Origin of the sequence: Micromonospora sp. NPDC052213, assembly GCF_040679695.1 — a bacterium.
In the GTDB taxonomy this organism is placed as follows: Bacteria; Actinomycetota; Actinomycetes; order Mycobacteriales; family Micromonosporaceae; genus Micromonospora.
Window position 1 is genome coordinate 1 of record NZ_JBFAVI010000156.1, and the last position, 16,623, is coordinate 16,623.

At 71.5% G+C, this 16,623-nt stretch carries 17 protein-coding genes; 9 read left to right on the top strand and 8 right to left on the bottom strand.

Annotation, left to right across the window (positions count from 1 at the left end; all coding sequences use genetic code 11):
* Positions 1–428 precede the first annotated feature (428 nt).
* Both AB0L34_RS26950 and AB0L34_RS26955 read left to right on the top strand, forming a co-directional pair.
* Positions 429–2,132 (top strand): tetratricopeptide repeat protein, encoded by a 1,704-nt coding sequence (locus AB0L34_RS26950; protein ID WP_363707688.1) that lies wholly within the window; start codon positions 429–431, stop codon positions 2,130–2,132.
* Positions 2,133–2,207: 75 nt separating this feature from the next.
* Positions 2,208–2,903, top strand: coding sequence for a hypothetical protein (locus AB0L34_RS26955; RefSeq protein WP_363707690.1), 696 nt, complete (start codon positions 2,208–2,210; stop codon positions 2,901–2,903).
* Positions 2,904–3,007: 104 nt separating this feature from the next.
* Here AB0L34_RS26955 and AB0L34_RS26960 read toward each other — a convergent pair whose 3' ends face one another.
* A complete protein-coding gene (locus tag AB0L34_RS26960; RefSeq protein WP_363707692.1) occupies positions 3,008–3,325 on the bottom strand; it encodes a hypothetical protein in 318 nt (105 codons plus the stop codon).
* Between the two features lie 217 nt (positions 3,326–3,542).
* Between AB0L34_RS26960 and AB0L34_RS26965 the strand changes: the two genes are divergently transcribed.
* Positions 3,543–4,808, top strand: a complete 1,266-nt coding sequence (locus tag AB0L34_RS26965; RefSeq protein WP_363707709.1) for an MFS transporter — start codon at positions 3,543–3,545, stop codon at positions 4,806–4,808.
* Between the two features lie 46 nt (positions 4,809–4,854).
* On the opposite strand, the gene AB0L34_RS26970 is transcribed toward AB0L34_RS26965, so the two are convergent.
* Both AB0L34_RS26970 and AB0L34_RS26975 read right to left on the bottom strand, forming a co-directional pair.
* On the bottom strand, positions 4,855–5,061 hold the full coding sequence (locus AB0L34_RS26970; RefSeq protein ID WP_091094605.1) for a helix-turn-helix transcriptional regulator: 207 nt from the start codon (positions 5,059–5,061) through the stop codon (positions 4,855–4,857).
* Positions 5,061–5,540: a DUF2975 domain-containing protein gene (locus AB0L34_RS26975; RefSeq protein ID WP_363707694.1), complete on the bottom strand. Its 480-nt coding sequence runs from the start codon at positions 5,538–5,540 to the stop codon at positions 5,061–5,063. The genes AB0L34_RS26970 and AB0L34_RS26975 overlap by 1 nt, the downstream gene beginning before the upstream one ends.
* Before the next feature lie 664 nt (positions 5,541–6,204).
* Between AB0L34_RS26975 and AB0L34_RS26980 the strand changes: the two genes are divergently transcribed.
* Genes AB0L34_RS26980 through AB0L34_RS26995 form a run of 4 tightly spaced genes read left to right on the top strand, consistent with a single transcriptional unit; the run spans position 6,205 to position 9,929 of the window.
* On the top strand, positions 6,205–8,547 hold the full coding sequence (locus tag AB0L34_RS26980) for a nitrate- and nitrite sensing domain-containing protein (RefSeq protein WP_363707696.1): 2,343 nt from the start codon (positions 6,205–6,207) through the stop codon (positions 8,545–8,547).
* The gene (locus tag AB0L34_RS26985; protein ID WP_350708814.1) at positions 8,540–8,962 is read left to right on the top strand and encodes a roadblock/LC7 domain-containing protein; all 423 of its coding nucleotides are present in this window, start codon (positions 8,540–8,542) and stop codon (positions 8,960–8,962) included. Before AB0L34_RS26980 ends, AB0L34_RS26985 begins: the two co-directional genes overlap by 8 nt.
* Positions 8,963–8,968: 6 nt before the next feature.
* Positions 8,969–9,358 carry a DUF742 domain-containing protein gene (locus AB0L34_RS26990; RefSeq protein ID WP_363707698.1) on the top strand — a complete coding sequence of 130 codons (390 nt, stop codon included), beginning with the start codon at positions 8,969–8,971 and terminating at the stop codon, positions 9,356–9,358.
* Positions 9,339–9,929 (top strand): ATP/GTP-binding protein, encoded by a 591-nt coding sequence (locus AB0L34_RS26995; protein ID WP_357457786.1) that lies wholly within the window; start codon positions 9,339–9,341, stop codon positions 9,927–9,929. Before AB0L34_RS26990 ends, AB0L34_RS26995 begins: the two co-directional genes overlap by 20 nt.
* 290 nt (positions 9,930–10,219) lie before the next feature.
* On the opposite strand, the gene AB0L34_RS27000 is transcribed toward AB0L34_RS26995, so the two are convergent.
* The 5 genes from AB0L34_RS27000 to AB0L34_RS27020 form a co-directional block, all read right to left on the bottom strand.
* Positions 10,220–11,353: an NAD(P)/FAD-dependent oxidoreductase gene (locus tag AB0L34_RS27000; protein ID WP_363707700.1), complete on the bottom strand. Its 1,134-nt coding sequence runs from the start codon at positions 11,351–11,353 to the stop codon at positions 10,220–10,222.
* Positions 11,350–12,144, bottom strand: coding sequence for a helix-turn-helix transcriptional regulator (locus AB0L34_RS27005; RefSeq protein ID WP_357457780.1), 795 nt, complete (start codon positions 12,142–12,144; stop codon positions 11,350–11,352). Before AB0L34_RS27005 ends, AB0L34_RS27000 begins: the two co-directional genes overlap by 4 nt.
* Before the next feature lie 181 nt (positions 12,145–12,325).
* The gene (locus tag AB0L34_RS27010) at positions 12,326–12,967 is read right to left on the bottom strand and encodes a hypothetical protein (RefSeq protein ID WP_363707702.1); all 642 of its coding nucleotides are present in this window, start codon (positions 12,965–12,967) and stop codon (positions 12,326–12,328) included.
* Complete coding sequence (locus AB0L34_RS27015) at positions 12,967–14,181, bottom strand: hypothetical protein (RefSeq protein WP_357457774.1); 1,215 nt, start codon at positions 14,179–14,181, stop codon at positions 12,967–12,969. The genes AB0L34_RS27010 and AB0L34_RS27015 overlap by 1 nt, the downstream gene beginning before the upstream one ends.
* A 3-nt stretch (positions 14,182–14,184) precedes the next feature.
* Positions 14,185–14,511, bottom strand: coding sequence for a WXG100 family type VII secretion target (locus AB0L34_RS27020; RefSeq protein WP_363707704.1), 327 nt, complete (start codon positions 14,509–14,511; stop codon positions 14,185–14,187).
* A gap of 226 nt (positions 14,512–14,737) precedes the next feature.
* Between AB0L34_RS27020 and AB0L34_RS27025 the strand changes: the two genes are divergently transcribed.
* Both AB0L34_RS27025 and AB0L34_RS27030 read left to right on the top strand, forming a co-directional pair.
* Positions 14,738–15,229 (top strand): hypothetical protein, encoded by a 492-nt coding sequence (locus tag AB0L34_RS27025; RefSeq protein ID WP_363707706.1) that lies wholly within the window; start codon positions 14,738–14,740, stop codon positions 15,227–15,229.
* 401 nt (positions 15,230–15,630) lie between these two features.
* Positions 15,631–16,587: a helix-turn-helix domain-containing protein gene (locus AB0L34_RS27030; protein ID WP_363707708.1), complete on the top strand. Its 957-nt coding sequence runs from the start codon at positions 15,631–15,633 to the stop codon at positions 16,585–16,587.
* The last annotated feature ends 36 nt before the right edge of the window (positions 16,588–16,623 follow it).

Genomic DNA, 16,623 nt, shown 5'->3' on the forward strand with positions numbered 1-16,623 from the left:
GCGCCCGCCACCCCCCCCCACGGGTGCGCGGAAGCCCCCGCGCACCGGTGCCCTCGCCGCCGTGGCCGAGGGACGTCGACACCCTGCGGCTGACCCGTCTCCACCGCTGGGCCGAGGTCGACGTCGTCGAGATCGCACGGGCCGCCGGCGGGCTGGTGTGCACCGGCCGAGCCCTGGGGCCCGTCCGGCAGCCTGCCGCAGCCGGAACCATCACGAGCCATCTTCATATTCCTATCGATCTCGATTAGGCTCTGACCCGTCCCGTAACGATCCACAATGGAGGCACCCCGTGAGGAAGATGACCGTCCGCCGCAAGAGCTCGCTGCGCCTGCTGTCCGGTGCCCGTCGGCTCTGGATCGAGTGGTGCTGGTAGCAGCCGACACGGCGGGCGCTCCCGAGCGCCCGCCCCTGCGGCGATCGGCCCGGTCTTGACCGACGAGCCGGGCGGCTACGACTGCCACCGCGACCACGGGCCGTACGCCGGGGTCGCGGCCTTCCTCGGCCGAGTCGCCGCCGACCGCCCCCGCCTGGCGTCCCGCCACAAGGTCGAGCTGCACGCCATCGCCCCCGGGCTGGACGGCGCGGCACGACCGGCCGCCGAGGAGGAGCCGATCCGGTTCCATCCCGCCCGACGCACCGCCTACCTGGCCTACGGCGCGGCCGAGTTCGTGGCGGCCTGGGCAGACCGGCTCCGCCACCCGGTCACGGTGCGGTTCACGCACGTCGGGAGCGCCGACGAAACCACCCGCGAGCTGCTGGAGACGCTGACCCGCCGACTCGGGCCGTCCCCCGTACGCCTCCACCTGCACGACGGTGGCCCCCGTCCGCCGGTGACGGCCGCCCCGACGCCGGAGACGATGCGCACGGCCCTGGGCGACAGCCTGGCCCGCGGCTTCTACCACCACGCGGCCCGAACCGCCCGACGCGGACGCGCCGCGGTGACCCCCGACGGCGACCTGCGGCACTGGTGGGCGTTCACCACCGGCCTGGCCACCGCCCTGGCGGCGCTGGACCGCGCCACCGAAGCCCTCGACCTCTACCACGAAGCGCGCGCCGCCACCGACAACCCCAAGATCGCCATGTCGGCCGCGTACGCCACCGCCATGCTGTACGCCCGGCACCTGCCGGCCGCCGACCAGGACCCGGCGCAGGCGCGGCACTGGCTGGGGAAGGCGCTCCACCTCGCCGCCGGGCTGGACGACCCGCGGCAGCGGGTGCTGTCCACCGTCTTCTACGAGCAGGGCCTGGCCCTGCTGGACAGCAGGGAAGGCGATCCCGCCGCCGCGCTACGGCTGATCGACGACGGGCTGGCCCGGTTGACCGCGGTGCTCGCCCCCGGCGAGCGCCCACAGGACCTGGCCCGGCTACGCCACAACCGGGCGCAGGTGCACCTCGCCCTGGGCGATCCGGCGCAGGCCCTGACGGAGCTCGACACCGTGATCGCCCACGACCCCGACAACTGCGAGTACTACGTGGACCGGGCCGCCCTGCACCGGGCGGCGGGGCGGCCACGGGCCGCGATCAGGGACTACGACACCGCGATCCGCCTGGGACCGCACCTGCCGGAGGCGTACTACAACCGGGCCATGCTCCACCAGGAGCGGGGCCGTTCCGGGCGGGCGCGTGACGACCTGGAGCGCGTGCTGACGATCGACCCCGGGCATCTCGACGCCCGGATCGCCCTGGTCAACCTGCACGTCCGACGCGACGCGTTCGTACAGGCCGAGACGGACGCGCGGGCCGGGCTGGCGCTGGCCCCGCAGGAGCCCGCGCTGCTGTGCACCCTGGGACTGATCCGTTCGGAGCGGGGCAGCCTCGCCGAGGCCGACCACCTGCTCAGCCAGGCGCTGGCCGGGGATCCGGAGCTGGTCGAGGCGTGGACGAACCGTGCCGCGATCCGGTTCGAACGCGGTGACGTGTCCGCCGCCCTGGCCGACCTGGACCGGGCGGTGGCGCTGTCGGCGGCACCTGTCCCCCGCTACAACCGAGGCACGGCGCTGATGCGGCTGGGACGGTGGGAGGAAGCCGCCCGGGACTTCACCCACGCGCTCACCCAGCCCGACCTGGACCGGTCGCTGCGACGCGACCTACGCGCGGAACTGGCCCGCTGCCATCGGGCCATGCCCCGATGACCGCCGGCCGGGCGGAATCGGCGGAATCGACGAGCCTGTCGACCATACGGCCCGATCGGGCACTATTGTCCCGGGATGACCCAGGTAACGACGACGCCGCCCGCGAACACCGCACTGCTCCACTACTACCTGCTGCAAGCGACCGGCGGGGATGACGCGACGGGGGCGGGGCTCCTGGTCGAGGAGTTCGTGCTGGACGACGACCTGTCGGCCGTACGGCTGCGCAGCGCCTGCTGGACGGCGGCGGACGCCGGCTGGTGGAGCTCGGCCGCGTTCGTGCGGGCAGTCCGCGCGGACCCACGCCTGCGCTCCCGGTTGACGGCCGTGGACCGCCCCGGGGCGGAAGCGGCGTACGCCCGGCTCGGCGGCGGGGCGCTGCCGGACGAGGACGCGCTGCGCCGGCACTTCGGCGACGACGTCCCGCTGGGCGTCGGTGCACCGCTGCGGCTGGGCACCGGCCCGGCGGTCCACCGGGTGCTCTTCGCCGGTGAACCGGACGGCGACGCGATAGCCCGCCTGTCGGCGTTGCTGCGGCTCGGCGGCGTCTCGGGCACGGAGGCGACCGAGCCTGGCGTGGTCGGCACCGGCCGGCTGCGGGTCAACGACACGAACCACCTCTGGCAGCTCCGCCGGGTCGGCGGTGTCGCGTGGAGCATCGACGTGACGTCCGACCCGGCCGGTGGTGACGGGCTGCGCTGGGTGCTGCGCCAGGTCACCGACGTGGCCCGTTGCCACGGCCTGGTCCCCGCGACGATCGAGCGCCTCTCCTGACTACCGGGGGCCGCGGACTCGACCGGGAGACGCGCCCGGCGGGAGGTCGGCGCAGCGGAGGCCCTGGAAGGGTGTACGGGCCTCCGCTGCGTCGCGCGGCACCGTCAGTCGGCCAGGTTGACCCACACGTCGGTGACCCACAGCGGGTGGTTGCAGTTGGCCTGCGACCAGGTCGGGCCCGGCTGCAGCCACGGCCCGGTCCGGTAGGTGCCGTCGTTGCACCGCACGAGCACCTGGAACGCGGGCATGCCGTAGTTGCACCGGGCGATGCCGTAGTACCAGCCCATCTCGGCGAAGCAGCCCGGCGGTGGTTGGTGGACGCCGGCGGAGGCCGGGCTCGCGACGCCGACGAGGCCGCCCACGGCCATCGACGTGGTGGCCGCGCCGAGGGCGACGCGGCGGATGATCTTGGAAATGCTCATGCCGATGAACGTATCGATCGGCGCTGTCGCGCCGCTGTCACGCCGCTGTCGCGTCCGGCCGGCCCGCGTCGGCCGGGCGAGGTGGAGCCGGTGACGCGGTCCCGGGGTCGAACTGGTATCCACACCGTGGCGGGTCGCGTCGGGCCGCGGGCTTCGACGTCGTGTACGGGGTTGTCGACGGCGACCGACGAGGGGAGGTCGAGTGGCGGGTCGGGTGTTGAGTCGACGCCTGGCGCAGGGCGGGGTCGATGGCACGTCCGACGTGGCCGGGCGCGGCTGGTCGCCGTGGCGGGTTGTCGTCGGGTTCGGGGTGGTCAGCCTCGCCGCGGACATGGTGTACGAGGGCGCCCGGTCGGTGTACGGGCCGCTGCTGGCCTCGCTGGGCGCCTCGGCGGTCGCGGTCGGGCTGGTTACCGGGGCCGGTGAGGCTGCGGCGTTGCTGCTGCGTCTGGTGTCCGGACCGCTGGCGGACCGGACCCGCCGCTACTGGTCGTTGACGATCCTCGGGTACGCGTTGACCGCGCTCTGCGTGCCGCTGCTCGCCGTCACCCCACTGCTGGGTGGCGCCGGCATGGCCGTGGCCGCGGCACTGATCGTCGCCGAACGGCTGGGCAAGGCGATTCGCAGCCCGGCCAAGTCGGCCCTGCTCGCCGACGCCGCCGCACGCGTGGGACTGGGTCGGGGTCTGGGCGTGCACAAGGCACTGGACCAGGTCGGCGCCTTCGCGGGTCCGCTGCTCGTCGCAGGCGTCGTCGCGCTGGCCGCGGGGGCGCTGTGGCCGGGACTGGCCGCACTTGCCGTACCCGGGGCCGTCACCATGCTGCTGCTGGTCGTCGTGCGGGCCCGGGTGGCTGCCCCCGCAGCGGCCGAGGCGCCCCAGGGCGACGCCGTACCGCGCCCGCCCGCCCGTCCAGCGGGCCGGGTGTCGCTGCCGGCCCGCTTCCACTGGTTCGCGGCGGCGATGGCGCTGTGCACCGCGGGTCTGGTGACGTTCGGGCTGATCGGTTTCCACCTCGTACGCGCCGGTGTCGTCGCGACCGCCGCGGTGCCGCTGCTGTACGCGGCGGCGATGGGCGCGGGTGCGCTCGCCGCGCTGGTGACTGGCCTGGTCTACGACCGGGCCGGCCCGTGGGTGCTGGTGGTGCTTCCCGCGCTGATCGCTGCCGTGCCCGTTCTGACGTTCGGCGGAGGCCCACTGCTGGCGGCGGCCGGGGTGCTGGTCTGGGGCGCCGCCGTGGGTGTGCAGGACTCCACCGTCAAGGCTCTCGTGGCCGATCTCGTGCCCGCTGCGCGGCGAGCCACCGCGTACGGGGTGTTCGCCGCCGTGCAGGGTGCGGGCGCCCTGGCCGGTGGCGCTGCGGCGGGAGGACTGTACGAACACTCCGCGGCGAGCCTGGTGGTGGCCGTGGCGGTCTCGCAGGCCGCCGCGGCGACGGCACTCGTGGGCATCCTGGCAAGGATCCGCACCGCGCGCCGGGGCTGAGGGGTGCCTCGCCCTCGGAGGGTGGCACGCGGTGCACCGTGACGTCTCATTCCTCGACCCACTCGAGCAGGTCACCGGGCTGGCAGTCCAGCACCCGGCACATGGCTTCCAGGGTGCTGAAACGGACGGCCTTGGCACGACCGTTCTTCAGCACGGCAACGTTCGCCGGTGTGAGCCCGACGCGCTCGGCGAACTCACCGACGCTCATCTTGCGTTTCGCCAGTTCGACGTCGATGCGGACGACGATGGGCATCAGATCACCGCTTCCATGTCGGTGCGCAGCGTCGTGGCCTGCCGCAGCAGGGCGCGCATCACCACCATCAGGAGCCCCAGCACGGCGACACCCACCAGCATCAGGAACAACAGGAGGGGCAGCCCGGGATCTGTCGCTCTGAAACCGACGTAGAGAAACACGCCCAGTAGCACCACCCAGGCGGCGACGATCGCCCACACGATCGCGTTCACCCACCCCATGGAGGCGTCGCTGAAGATGCGGTCGTTCCTGACGAGAGTGAGCAACTTCCAGGTGGACACGATCACCACCTGGATGCACAGCACCCAGAACACCGTGATGGCGGTCATCGGCCACCTGAGGTAGGCGAGGTCCGGGGATTCCTCGGCCATGTGCGCGAACTGGCCGGGCAGCGACATGGTCTGGAACAGGACCAGGATCCCGAACAGCAACACGAGGAAGACTCTGAGCGGGGCCACCGCTCGATGCTCGGTGAACATGCATCGACTATCGCTCGTAACCTATCGATTGTCAATCGGTTTGGCAGCCCCCACCAGGAGACCCGCCGCAGCGGCGGCGGGCGGCACGGCGCCCGCGCGGCCCGGGTCTCCATGCGGACAGGAGCCTCACCCCACTCGACGGGGAGACGCTCGACCGGGTCGCCCGAAACCCGTTGAGGGGAAACAGAAATTGGCCGCCACGAGAACATTGATTCACCCTCCCACCCCGACCGCTGGCACACTTCTTCTGGACGACACCAGCACGGTCGCGGCGAACTCCGTGACGTTGCCACCACGCTTCGTGTACCCATTTTGAATACGCACGCCCGCCCGGATCACGCCGAGCCCACCTCAGTTCACGTAGCGCATCCCCGCCCTGCCACATCGCGATCGATGTGACTGTCTCGACTCCCCCGGCTACTCTCGGTCGCACTGTTCAGGGTCTTGACAGGCCCTTATGCTCTAGCGGTGTTGATCTTTCGTCTCCGACCCGGGCGGCGGCCGTCACCCGGGTTCCCCACCAGGGGAGCCCGGACCGTTGCCTGATGAATCTGCCCGCCGTCGAACATCGACGGGCGCCACCGGGTCGGACACGCCTCGGCTCGGCGGCGACAGACGACGCCCGCACCGTCGGTCGGTACGTTTCCAGATCTGGTCGCTGCTGGTGGTGGCGTTCGCGACGCTCCTTCCGCTGTGGGCCTTCGGCATGTACCTCACCGTCCCGGGTGCCGTGTCGACCAGCCAGAGCCAGCAACGGAATCTGGAGATCGGCGTGCCCACCGACGCGCTGGATTCTGCGCTGAGTGCGGAACGCAAAGCGTCGGTGGTGTATCTGGCAAACCGCGGCACGGGCCGATCCGTACTCGACAAAGCGCGCGCCGTCACGGACCAGGCCGCCGAGAAATTCCGCAGCGGCGCGATGGATGTGATTGGCAGGATCGGCGAGGGATCCGCCAATCAGTTGGCGCAGGAAATGGATGCCCGACTCGGGCAGTTGTCCGGTCAGCGATCGGCGATTGACAGTGGCACGGCAGCACCGACGCAGGTCTTTTCCTACTACAACGCCGCCATCGACAACGGCATTCGCATCCTGAACTCCCTCACGGGGGTCGACGACAGGACGGTGCACAGTTCTGGTGAGGCGTTGTCCCGTCTCACCCGCTCCCGGGCGCTGCTGGAGGAAGTGGACGCCCGGGTGTCCGCCGCGATCGCCGCCGGGATCCTCACCCGCGACGACTGGTACGCCCTGGTCACCAACATCGGCGCGGTCAACGGTTCGTACGCCACGGCGCTGCCCAACCTGCCTGCCGACGTTGCGGCGGAGTACAACAAGATCGCAAGCAGCGAGGCCATGAGTCGGCTGCGCACGCTGGAAGAGACCGTTGCGCAGACGCGGCCCGGCACCCGCATCAAGGTGACCGCGGCGGAATGGGACGCCGCGGCGAAGGCCGTGCTCGACGAGGTGCACGCCTTCGAACTCAGGACCGCCACGGTGTTGGGTACCAGCGCCGAGCCGATTGCCCGCCGGGTCCTGCTGCGGGCCGCCATCGCCACGGGGTTCGGTCTGCTCGGCGTCATCGCGCTGGTGAGCGTGTCGATTCGCATCGGCCGGACCCTGATCAGGGAGAGCACCCTGCTCCGCAACCGGATGGACGACGTCGCGACCGTACGGTTGCCGGAACTGGTGCAGCGCCTTCGTGCCGGCACGGCCGCCGACCCCGACGAGTTCGCCGAGGGCCGAGCCTTCGATCGGCCCCGCACCAGGGAACTCGACGACCTGAGCGGCTCGTTCGACCGCGTCCATCGGGTTGCCATCGAGGCGGCCAGCGGCGAGGCGCAGCTCCGACAGGGCGTGTCCCGGGTGTTCGTCAATCTGGCGCGACGGAACCAGACGCTGCTGCACCGCCAGCTCAAGCTGCTGGATCAGATCGAGCGGCAGAGCAACGATCCCGACCAGCTTGCCCAGTTGTTCTCCCTGGACCACCTGGCCACCAGGATGCGCCGCCACGCCGAAAGCCTGATCATCCTGTCCGGTGAGGCGCCGGGCCGGGGATGGAGCAGCCCGGTGCCGCTGCAGGACGTGGTGCGCGCGGCGGTTACCGAGGTGGAGGACTACCCGCGGGTCACCGTTCACATGCCGCCGTCGGTGGGCATCGTCGGCCCGGTGGTTGCCGACCTCATCCACCTGCTCGCCGAGCTCATCGAGAACGCCGCACTGTACTCGCCCGCCGACACGCAGGTGCAGGTGCGGGGCATGAGGGCGGCCAACGGCTTCGTGGTCGAGGTCGAGGATGCCGGTGTGAGCATGAGCGACACCGTGATGGCGGAGCTGAACTCGCAGCTCGCGGACCCGCCGGAGTTCGACCTGACGGACGGAAGCCAGCTCGGGCTGTTCGTCGTCGGTCAGCTCGCCGCGCGGCAGGGCATCCGCGTCTCGCTGCGCGGCTCGCCCTACGGCGGCACCACGGCGATCGTGTTGCTGCCTCCCACCCTGCTCGCCGATGTCGACGCCGACAGCCCTGTCGAGCGGGTGCCGGTCGGGCGGCTCGCCGGAGCCGATGCGCATCCCCCGCGACGGGGCGCGCACGCCACCAACCGCGCTCCGTCCGAGGCGACGCGCCATCGTGGCGCGCCGGTGGCAGGCACGTCCGAGCTGCAAACGCCAGCGAGACCGGTGCTGGACCTGCCCGCGCTGAGCTTGCCGCCGGCCCCGCGCAATCCGGTGGAGGTCGTTCCCGACATCGACCGGCCGGCGCTGCCCCGACGTTCCCGCCAGGCAGCAGCCGCCCCGCAGCCTCGGGCCGGTACCCGCCGCGCGGGGGCCACGCCCGCACGGCCCGAACCTGCGCACGACCGGAACCCCGAGGAGGTCCGGTCACTGATGTCCGCCATCCAGCTGGGCTGGGACGGGATGCACCCCTCAACCTCCAGAACCGATAATGACGCCGGCGTGAGTTTCGGTGCGCCGTCGTCCACACCCGCACGGGAGAGTGATCAGAATGACTGAGACGGCTGCGGACGCTGGCGGCCTCGCCTGGCTGCTGGACAGCTTCGCGGACCGCGCCCCCGCCGTCCGGCACGCAGTCATCCTGTCCGGTGACGGTCTCCTCGTGGCGCGTACCAGAAATCTGGATCGCAACGACGCCGACCACCTCAGTGCCGTCGCGGCTGGTTTCCACAGCCTCGCCAACGGGGCGGGCGACCACTTCGACTGCGGTGAGGTTCGCCGGACGGTGGTGGATCTGACTCGTGGCTTCCTGTTCGTGACGGCCGCCGGCGCCGGCGCCCGGTTGGCCGTCGTGGCTGAGCCCGACGCGGACGCGGGCCTGATCGCCTATGAGATGTCGATGCTGGTACGTCGGATGGGTGAGCACATGGCGATCCTTCCGAGGTACGAGAACGCCGCGTACGAGACCAGGTGACCTCTGATGGCGGCATGGCAGAGGTCGTCTGGAGGCAGCGAGTGGCTCGACGACGAGGCAGGGCCCCTGGTGCGACTCTACGGCGTGACCTCTGGCAGGACCCACGCTGCGAAGATCTCGCTGGATCTGCTCAGTGTGATCGCCGCCGCCAGCGTCCATCCCGCCAGCACCCAGTATCTCGGCCCGGAGCATCTCGCGATCCTGCGGTTGTGCGCGCGGCCGACCGCCGTGGTCGAGGTCGGCGCCGATCTCGACCTGCCCCTGGGCGTGCTCCGCGTCCTGCTCGCCGATCTCCACGAGTTGGAACTGATCACCATTCGCCCGCCGAACCACGGCGCACTGCACGCCGGTGTGCATCTTCTGGAGGAACTGCTCGATGGTCTTCAGAGACTCTGAAACCCAGGCATCGGCGCAGGAGCCGGCCTCGCTGAAGATTCTCATCGCCGGCGGGTTCGGCAGTGGCAAGACCACGCTGGTCGGCTCGGTCAGCGAGGTGCGCCCGTTCCGTACGGAGGAGAGTCTCAGCGACCGGTCGGTCGGGGTCGATTCGACCGCGGGCGTCGAAGCCAAGCGAACCACCACCGTCGCCATGGACTTCGGGCGGATCACGCTCAGTCCGCGACTTGCCCTGTACCTGTTCGGCACCCCGGGTCAGGACCGGTTCTGGTTCATGTGGGACGAGCTGACGCGCGGCGCGTTGGGTGCGGTCGTCCTGGCGGACACCCGCCGGCTGCCCGACTCGTTTCCCGTCATCGACCACTTCGAACAGCGCGGCACACCCTTCGTGGTCGCCGTGAACTGTTTCGACGGCGCACCCAGGTATCTGCCGGAAGAGGTGTCCGACGCGCTGGAGCTGCCGCCCTCGGTCCCGGTCGTCCTCTGTGACGCGCGGGACCGGGAGTCGACCAAGTACGTTCTCACCACCCTGGTCACCCACGTGCTCACCGCCAAGGCCCACGCCCACTGACCACCGTCCGCAGGGCCCGGCGCTGTGGGACCCACCTGCAACGGTGGCCGGGGTGGGTTGGGCGACCCTGTTCGGGAGGTGCCACCCCGGCCAGGAACCGGATCGGTAACACCGGCCCCTTCCCAGGGCGGTACCGAGCCGGATCCCGTTACCACCGGTCCACATCCCGGGAACCCAGGCCGCGGATCCGGTTCCCCGCCGGACCCGACGGCCGCCCCGCCCCGGCGCCGCCAAGGCTGTGGAGCCCCGCTCGGGCCGCCGATGCCACGGTGCCCGCTGGCCGGGGTGGGTCAGGCGCGGGCGGCTGGCTCGGCGGGCGTGGCGGTGGGGCCGTCACCCGATCCGCCGCCGGGTGACTCGGGGTGTGGACCCCGCGATGTCGTACGGGTGGACGCGCGCAGCCGACTACTGATCACGGCGGCGTCCCGGCCGACCCAGCCGAGCAACGCGGATCCCCTGTTGCGCTGGAACGGCAGGCCGACGTAACACAGGCCGGGCACCGGGCTCACGCCGTCGACGTGGACGGGCAGCCCGTCGGCCGGGTCGACGGCGCCGGGCACCCGCAGCCAGCCGAAGTCGGCGCGAAAGCCCGTCGCCCAGAGCACGACGGAAGGCGTCAGCTCCTGTCCGTCGGCCGTCCGCAGTGCTCGGCCCTGCGCGCCGGTCACGCGGCCGACGACCCGGACACCCCGTCTGCGCAGGGCGCGCGGACCGGTCTCGATCAGCGGGTCCCGCGCCCGGATCCGCCGCCCCAGCCAGCCCTCGGCGGGGGCCCGTACCAGCCCGAGGACGTCCAGCCAGGTGAAGATGTCGACGCCGAAGGGGCGCTGCGGAAGGACCGGCTGCCGCGTCCCGAGCGACAACGTGACGGACCGCGATGCCGCCAGCTCGGCGGCGATCTGCATGCCGGAGTTGCCGCCCCCCACCACCAGTACGGGGCCATCGGGGAGGTCGGCGGGGCGCCGGTACTGGACGCTGTGCAACTGGACCAGCTCCGCGGCCAGGCCGTCGCTCAGCGCCGGGACGTGGGGGACCTGGAAGGGGCCGGTCGCCACGACCACGGCACGCGCCGTGCGGACTCCGTTGGGCGTGACGGCCTCGAAGGCGCCCTCCGAGGTCCGACGCAGCAGCCGTACGGCCGCGCCGTGCTCGACGGGCAGGGCATGGTGTTCGGCATAGGCCGCCAGGTAGTCCGCCACCTCGTCCTTGCTGGGATAGTGGCCGGGCGGAGCGGGGAAGGGCAGGCCGGGCAGGGCGCTGTGCCGCGCCGGGGTGAACAGCCGCAGCGAGTCCCAACGGTTTCGCCACGCGTCCCCGACCCGCGTGCCCGCGTCCAGCAGAAGGACGTCGAATCCGGCGCGGCGCAACTCGTACCCCGCGGCGAGACCGGCCTGGCCCGCACCGATGATGAGAATTTCTGTCACGGCACCCACGATTCCCCGGCGCCGGGCCCAGGGCTTGGACGAACCTGCTGACCCTCCCACCGCAGCCCCCGCAGCAGCTCGGACGGCGCCAGTCCGAACATGCTCCGGAACACCCTGGTCAGGTGGGAGGAGTCGGCGAAGCCGGCCTCGTGTGCGGCCTGCGTCAGGGACCCGCCCGACGACAACAGCAGCAGGGCCGTACGCAGCCGTTCCCACCGCACGTAGGCACGGAACGGCAGCCCCAGCTCCTGCCGGAACAGGTGCGACAGCCTGCTCTGCGACAGGTGCACGGCTCGCGCCACCTCGCTGAGCCCCACCCTGCCGGGCAGCAGGGTAGGGACAAGACTCACCGCCTCGGCCACGGCGGCGTGTCGCGGGCGCGCGGTCGGGATCTCGCCCCTCACCACGGACCGGATCACGGCGTCGATCGCCTCCGCCGACGAGACGTCGCCGGCCGGGGGTGGTGGATGCGGATCCAGCCGCCACCGCGCGGCCGAAGCGGATCGCGATTCGCCGCGGTCGAGCAGGCGGCCGAGACTGGACACCGGGTCGATCAACGCGAGCAGGCCGTCCGCCGCGCCCCGGACGACGGCGTGCGCGGTGTTCGCCGGAATCAGCGCCGCACGGCAGGAATGGTCGGTGCCGTCGGCGCCCCGGAGCACCAGGACGGTGTCGCGGGCGACGAGCAGCTGCACCGCGTGGTGCGAGTGCATCCCTGCCGCACCGATCTCGCCGCGGTAGTAGATCCGGCCCGGCGCCAGCCCTACCCACCCCCGCCACGTGGCGTTCAACTCACCTGCTCCTTGCGCGTCGCCGGCACGGGACCACGGTTGCCGGCGCCTCGTCGACGCAGCGAGCGTACGCTCGGCCGCCGACCGCTGACGGTCAGTTTCATCCGACGGGACCGCAGAACCGGCGTGGCATGAAGGGGCTGCCGGGTGGCGGCGATCCTGGCCACGGGAAGCGGGCCGGTCAGGGCGCCGGATCGAGCTGTTCGAACCGGATACTGCGCAGGATCGAGACCATTGCCTGGCAGTACTCCGCCCAGTCGGCGAGGCTCGGGGTGGTGAGGCGTAGGACCAGGAGGTACGGCGCGTCGGGCAGGGGCACGACCGCCTGGGCGTAGGCGACCGGGACGACGGCCGGTTCCGGCTGCGCGCCGAGCCGCGTGGGGATCGGCGTGCCGGAACCGGCCAGCACGACCACCGCCGGACCACACGGCAGGTCACGTCGCTCCACGCGGTGGTACGGGCCCGCCTCGCGCTCGAACCGCGCGGCCAACTGCTCCGCGGCGAGGTTCGCGTCCAGTTGCTCCGTGGGTTCCAGGGCGGCCAGTAGGGAAGACACGCTTGCCTTGCCGTCAACCGCCACGCAGCTGAACCCGTAGTAGAGCAGCGGGTAGCGGCTCAACTCGACGACCTGCCGGTCGTACAGCGCGGCCAGCAACAGACGTTGGTCGGGGTCGCCGTGTGGCAGGACCCGGGCGGCGAGCTCGAACAGGGCCTGCCGGCGTTCGTCCGGGTCGGGGTGCATGGGCACCGCGTGGAACCAGGAGGGTACGGCGAATCTGACGCGGGGCAGCGCGGGCGGCGCCGTCTCGGTGGGCGTGCGCACTAGTGGGCCACCGCCTTCTTCGCCTCCTGCAGCTGTTCCGCCTTTTCCTGCTGTGCGGCGTCGTCCTCGCCCGCGCCCAGGCTCCACGCCCGCTCCATGGCGGCCGGGATGTCGTACCAGCCGTCCTGCCAGTAGTCGTCGACGTGGTTGGCGATGTCCTCCTGCTGCATCGAGTTCGCGCTCGACTGCCAGCTTCCGTCGAAGAACGCCTCGGTCACGCCGCGACTGACGTCGTCGAGTCCCTCGAGGGCCGGCTGCATCAGCCTTCCGAGGCCGATGGTGACGGCTCCGGCGATGTCGAAGGTCAGATCCTGGGCGGACACGTCGCCGCCGCCGAACCAGGCGGTGCCGTGCAGAACGAGGGCGCCGACCCCGAGGATCGTGCTGGCACCCAGGCCGCTGCCGCCGATCATGATGAGCGCCCCGCCGAGCGGGGCGCCGATCACCGTCCCGGAGAGCAGGGTGCCGGCGCCGATCATGAGCAGCGACAGGATGCCGCTGCCCATGGCGATGTCGCCGAAGACGTCGCCCAGGTTGGCGATCCGGTTCGCGTTGTTCGTGATCCAGTCCCCGAGCGCGTCGAACGGCGCGCTCAGGTCGTCCAGGAGTTCCGTGAGCAGTCCAGGATCGCTGGCGGACTCGGCGAGCCGGCCGAGCTTCCTCGCGACCTCCGCCGACAACTCCTCGTGGTACCCCTTCAGGGTCTCGGCGCTCGCGACGATGTCGTCGTACTCGCCCTGTGCTGTCTCGAGCCGCCGGGTGGCGGCGTTGACCTTGGCTTGGGCGGCGGCGAGGTCCAGGTCGTTGTGGAAGAGCTGACCGACGAGGCTGAGCGCCGGGTCGTCCTCGGCCGCCTCCACCTTCTTCTTGGCCGCTGCGGCGTCCTGCTCGTAGGCGCGGGCCTTCGTCTGCAGCGTGACGAGGTCCTGCTTCCACTGCTGCAGCAGGTTCGCGGCACTGGTCATCGTGCTGGCGGCCTCGTCCAGCTTCTTCGGGAATCCGTGGAGGCGGTGGCGGAAACCCTCGGCCGCCTGGCCTTCCCAGCCGCCGACGTCACGAGCCACCGCGTCGATCTCACCCCTGGCCTCCTGCATCCTGCCGGCGGCGTACGTCAGGACGGCGGTGAAGGCCGCGACGTTCTCGGGGCTTCCGGGCGCAGGATCGAAGCCCAGGGCGGGGTAGTTCCCGGGTGCGAAGCCGAACCACTCGAGCATGCGTCAGCTCCCCTTCGGAGCCAGATCAGGCTCCGGCACGCCCTTGAAGTACTGGGCGTTGCCGAGGTCGGTCTGCGAGTACCGGTCGGTGGACAGCGTCAGTCTGTTCTGCATGCCCTGCATTCCCGCGGCCATCTTGTCGAGCGTGCTGCCCCAGCGGTCGACGAAGTCCTCGGCGGCGTCGTCCAGGTCCCCCGATCCGAGGTCGCCAGGGTCTCCCGACTTGAGTCGCTGCTCGGCTGCGTTGATGTCGGCCCTGATGCCCTCGATCCGCGTCCCCACGGACCGCAACGCGTCCACCTCGACCTTGAACCCGTCCAAACCGTCCATCCTCGCTCGACTGCCGCCATATGGTACGGCCACCGCTACGCCGGCCCGTTTCCGGATCATGACCGGCGGGCGAGGTCGAGACGCCGCCAACAGCGAAGCTCGAACGGTGACGCGGTGGCGAACTCGCAAGATCATTACAATATGATCTTGGGCTGGTTCACGCCGGTGGACGCGCGCCCGGCATGCCTGCGTCCCCGCACCGGCAAGCATTCGAAGGAGAACCCTCTTGCGTCTTCGCGTGGCGAAGGTCGCGCTGCCGCTGGTCGCCGTCGCGCTGCTGTCCGCCTGCGGCGGTAGCCAGGACGACACCGGCGACGACAGTGACACCGGCATCCCGAAGTCCCCGGAAGAGTCGTACGCGGCGATCATGAAGGCCATCTACGCCGGAGACTCGCAGCGGGTGTGCTCGCTGATGACTCCCGACGCCGCGGACAGGTTCATCGGGGAGATGAGGCGGTGGAAGGACGCCGAGGGCAGGACCTGCGAGGGAGTGGTGGACTCCTTCGCCAGCCGGCAGTCGGGTCCGCCGCCCACCGAGTGGGGTCCCACGATGTACGGCCAGGTCGAGTACCCCAACCAGTTCTTCGCCATGCTGGAGAACTGCCCGAAGGACGCGAACGGCGACTTCCAGCCGAACTTCGCCGCGGTGACCTGGAAGAAGCAGGACGACGGCTGGATCGTCACAGAGTTCGACATCAGCACCGGCTGCGGAGGCTGAGGCCGCCGGCCGCCGGCGTCTGGGCCGCCGCACACGCGGGGACGCTGCCGGCCTGGACCTGTCCGGGGCTGACCGGGACGTCGGGTAGGAGCGCCGGCCTTCTCTCGTGCGAGCGGGCCGGTGCTCCTACCGTCCCTGGACGCGCTCGCCCGTCATCCGGCGGGCGCGCAGGCCGGGGCCGGTGATGCGCACGGCTCCCCCGGCACATCACCATGCCGGCCAGCGCCGACCGTCCCATCGCGGTCACGCCGCATGACAACCCGATCCGCCGCCCTCCCCCGGCCGTAGGCGGGGGCGGGGGATGGCGGGCGAATGGTCTGGACGGCCCGGCAGGGTCAGGGCAATACTGGCTGGCCGGTCCTTACGTGGCCGGCGCCCGGAGGGCAGGGGCGGGAAGTGGGATGAGAATGCTGCGTGGGCTCGGGATCGGCGAGCAGGACGAAGCGGTCTACGTGGAGCTGCTGCGCCGCCGCCGGGCGACCGTCGCGGATCTCACGGAGGCGGTGCAGATGGCGGCGCCGGCGGTGACAGCCGCGATGGCGCGACTGGTCGCGCTCGGCCTGGTCACCGGTGACGACGGCGGCCTGCACACCGTCGTACCACCCGACGTCGGGCTCGGCACCCTCATCGTCCAGCGTCAGGCCGCGCTGCAACAGGTCCAGGGCAGGCTGGGGGAACTGGTGCAGGTGTACCGGACCGGGGCGACATCCACCGTGGGTGAGGTGGAGGCGCTCACCACCCCGGAGGAGCTCGCCACCTGGATCGACAACATGGAGCGGGGCGCCAAACGGGAGATAATGGCGTTCTTCCGGCCTCCGTACGTGCTGGACGGCGACCTCGAGGTCTCCACCGACGTGCCCGCCTACCGTTACGTCTACGAGCGCGCCGCCCTCGACGATCCGCGTACCCCCGCCGAGATCGGCAGGTTCCTCAAGAGCGGGTACGAGATCAGGATCGCTGCCGAGCTGCCCAGCAAGATGATCATCGTGGACCGGGAGACGGTGCTGCTGCCGATGCTGCCCGACCAGACGAGCGTCCATCCCGGGTTCCTCCTGGTACGGGGTCAGGCGCTGGTGCACCTGCTGGTGGCGCTCTTCGAGCGGGTCTGGCAGGCGGCCACGCCGTTGCGGCTCACCGCCACGGGTCTCGCCGAGGGGTCTCCCGCGTGGGACGACGTCGACGTCGCGCTGCTGACGTACCTGCTCTCCGGGATGCCGGACAAGACGGTGGCCAGCCGGCTCGGGACCAGCGAACGCACGGTGCAGCGCCGGATCCAGCGCCTGATGAAGCTGGCCGGGACCGACAGCCGCATGCAGTTGGCCTGGTACGCCGCCCGGTCGGGGCTCATCTCGCCCTGACCGGGAATGCCGGTCGTCCCCGCCCGCGGCGCGGGC

Bases quoted from the DNA above. Each gene is read 5' to 3' on its own strand.
- AB0L34_RS26955 (WP_363707690.1), top strand. From the start codon at position 2,208: ATGACCCAGGTAACGACGACGCCGCCCGCGAACACCGCACTGCTCCAC.
- AB0L34_RS26960 (WP_363707692.1), bottom strand. From the start codon at position 3,325: ATGAGCATTTCCAAGATCATCCGCCGCGTCGCCCTCGGCGCGGCCACC.
- AB0L34_RS26970 (WP_091094605.1), bottom strand. From the start codon at position 5,061: ATGCCCATCGTCGTCCGCATCGACGTCGAACTGGCGAAACGCAAGATG.
- AB0L34_RS26975 (WP_363707694.1), bottom strand. From the start codon at position 5,540: ATGTTCACCGAGCATCGAGCGGTGGCCCCGCTCAGAGTCTTCCTCGTG.
- AB0L34_RS26985 (WP_350708814.1), top strand. From the start codon at position 8,540: ATGACTGAGACGGCTGCGGACGCTGGCGGCCTCGCCTGGCTGCTGGAC.
- AB0L34_RS26990 (WP_363707698.1), top strand. From the start codon at position 8,969: ATGGCGGCATGGCAGAGGTCGTCTGGAGGCAGCGAGTGGCTCGACGAC.
- AB0L34_RS26995 (WP_357457786.1), top strand. From the start codon at position 9,339: ATGGTCTTCAGAGACTCTGAAACCCAGGCATCGGCGCAGGAGCCGGCC.
- AB0L34_RS27015 (WP_357457774.1), bottom strand. From the start codon at position 14,181: ATGCTCGAGTGGTTCGGCTTCGCACCCGGGAACTACCCCGCCCTGGGC.
- AB0L34_RS27020 (WP_363707704.1), bottom strand. From the start codon at position 14,511: ATGGACGGTTTGGACGGGTTCAAGGTCGAGGTGGACGCGTTGCGGTCC.
- AB0L34_RS27030 (WP_363707708.1), top strand. From the start codon at position 15,631: ATGAGAATGCTGCGTGGGCTCGGGATCGGCGAGCAGGACGAAGCGGTC.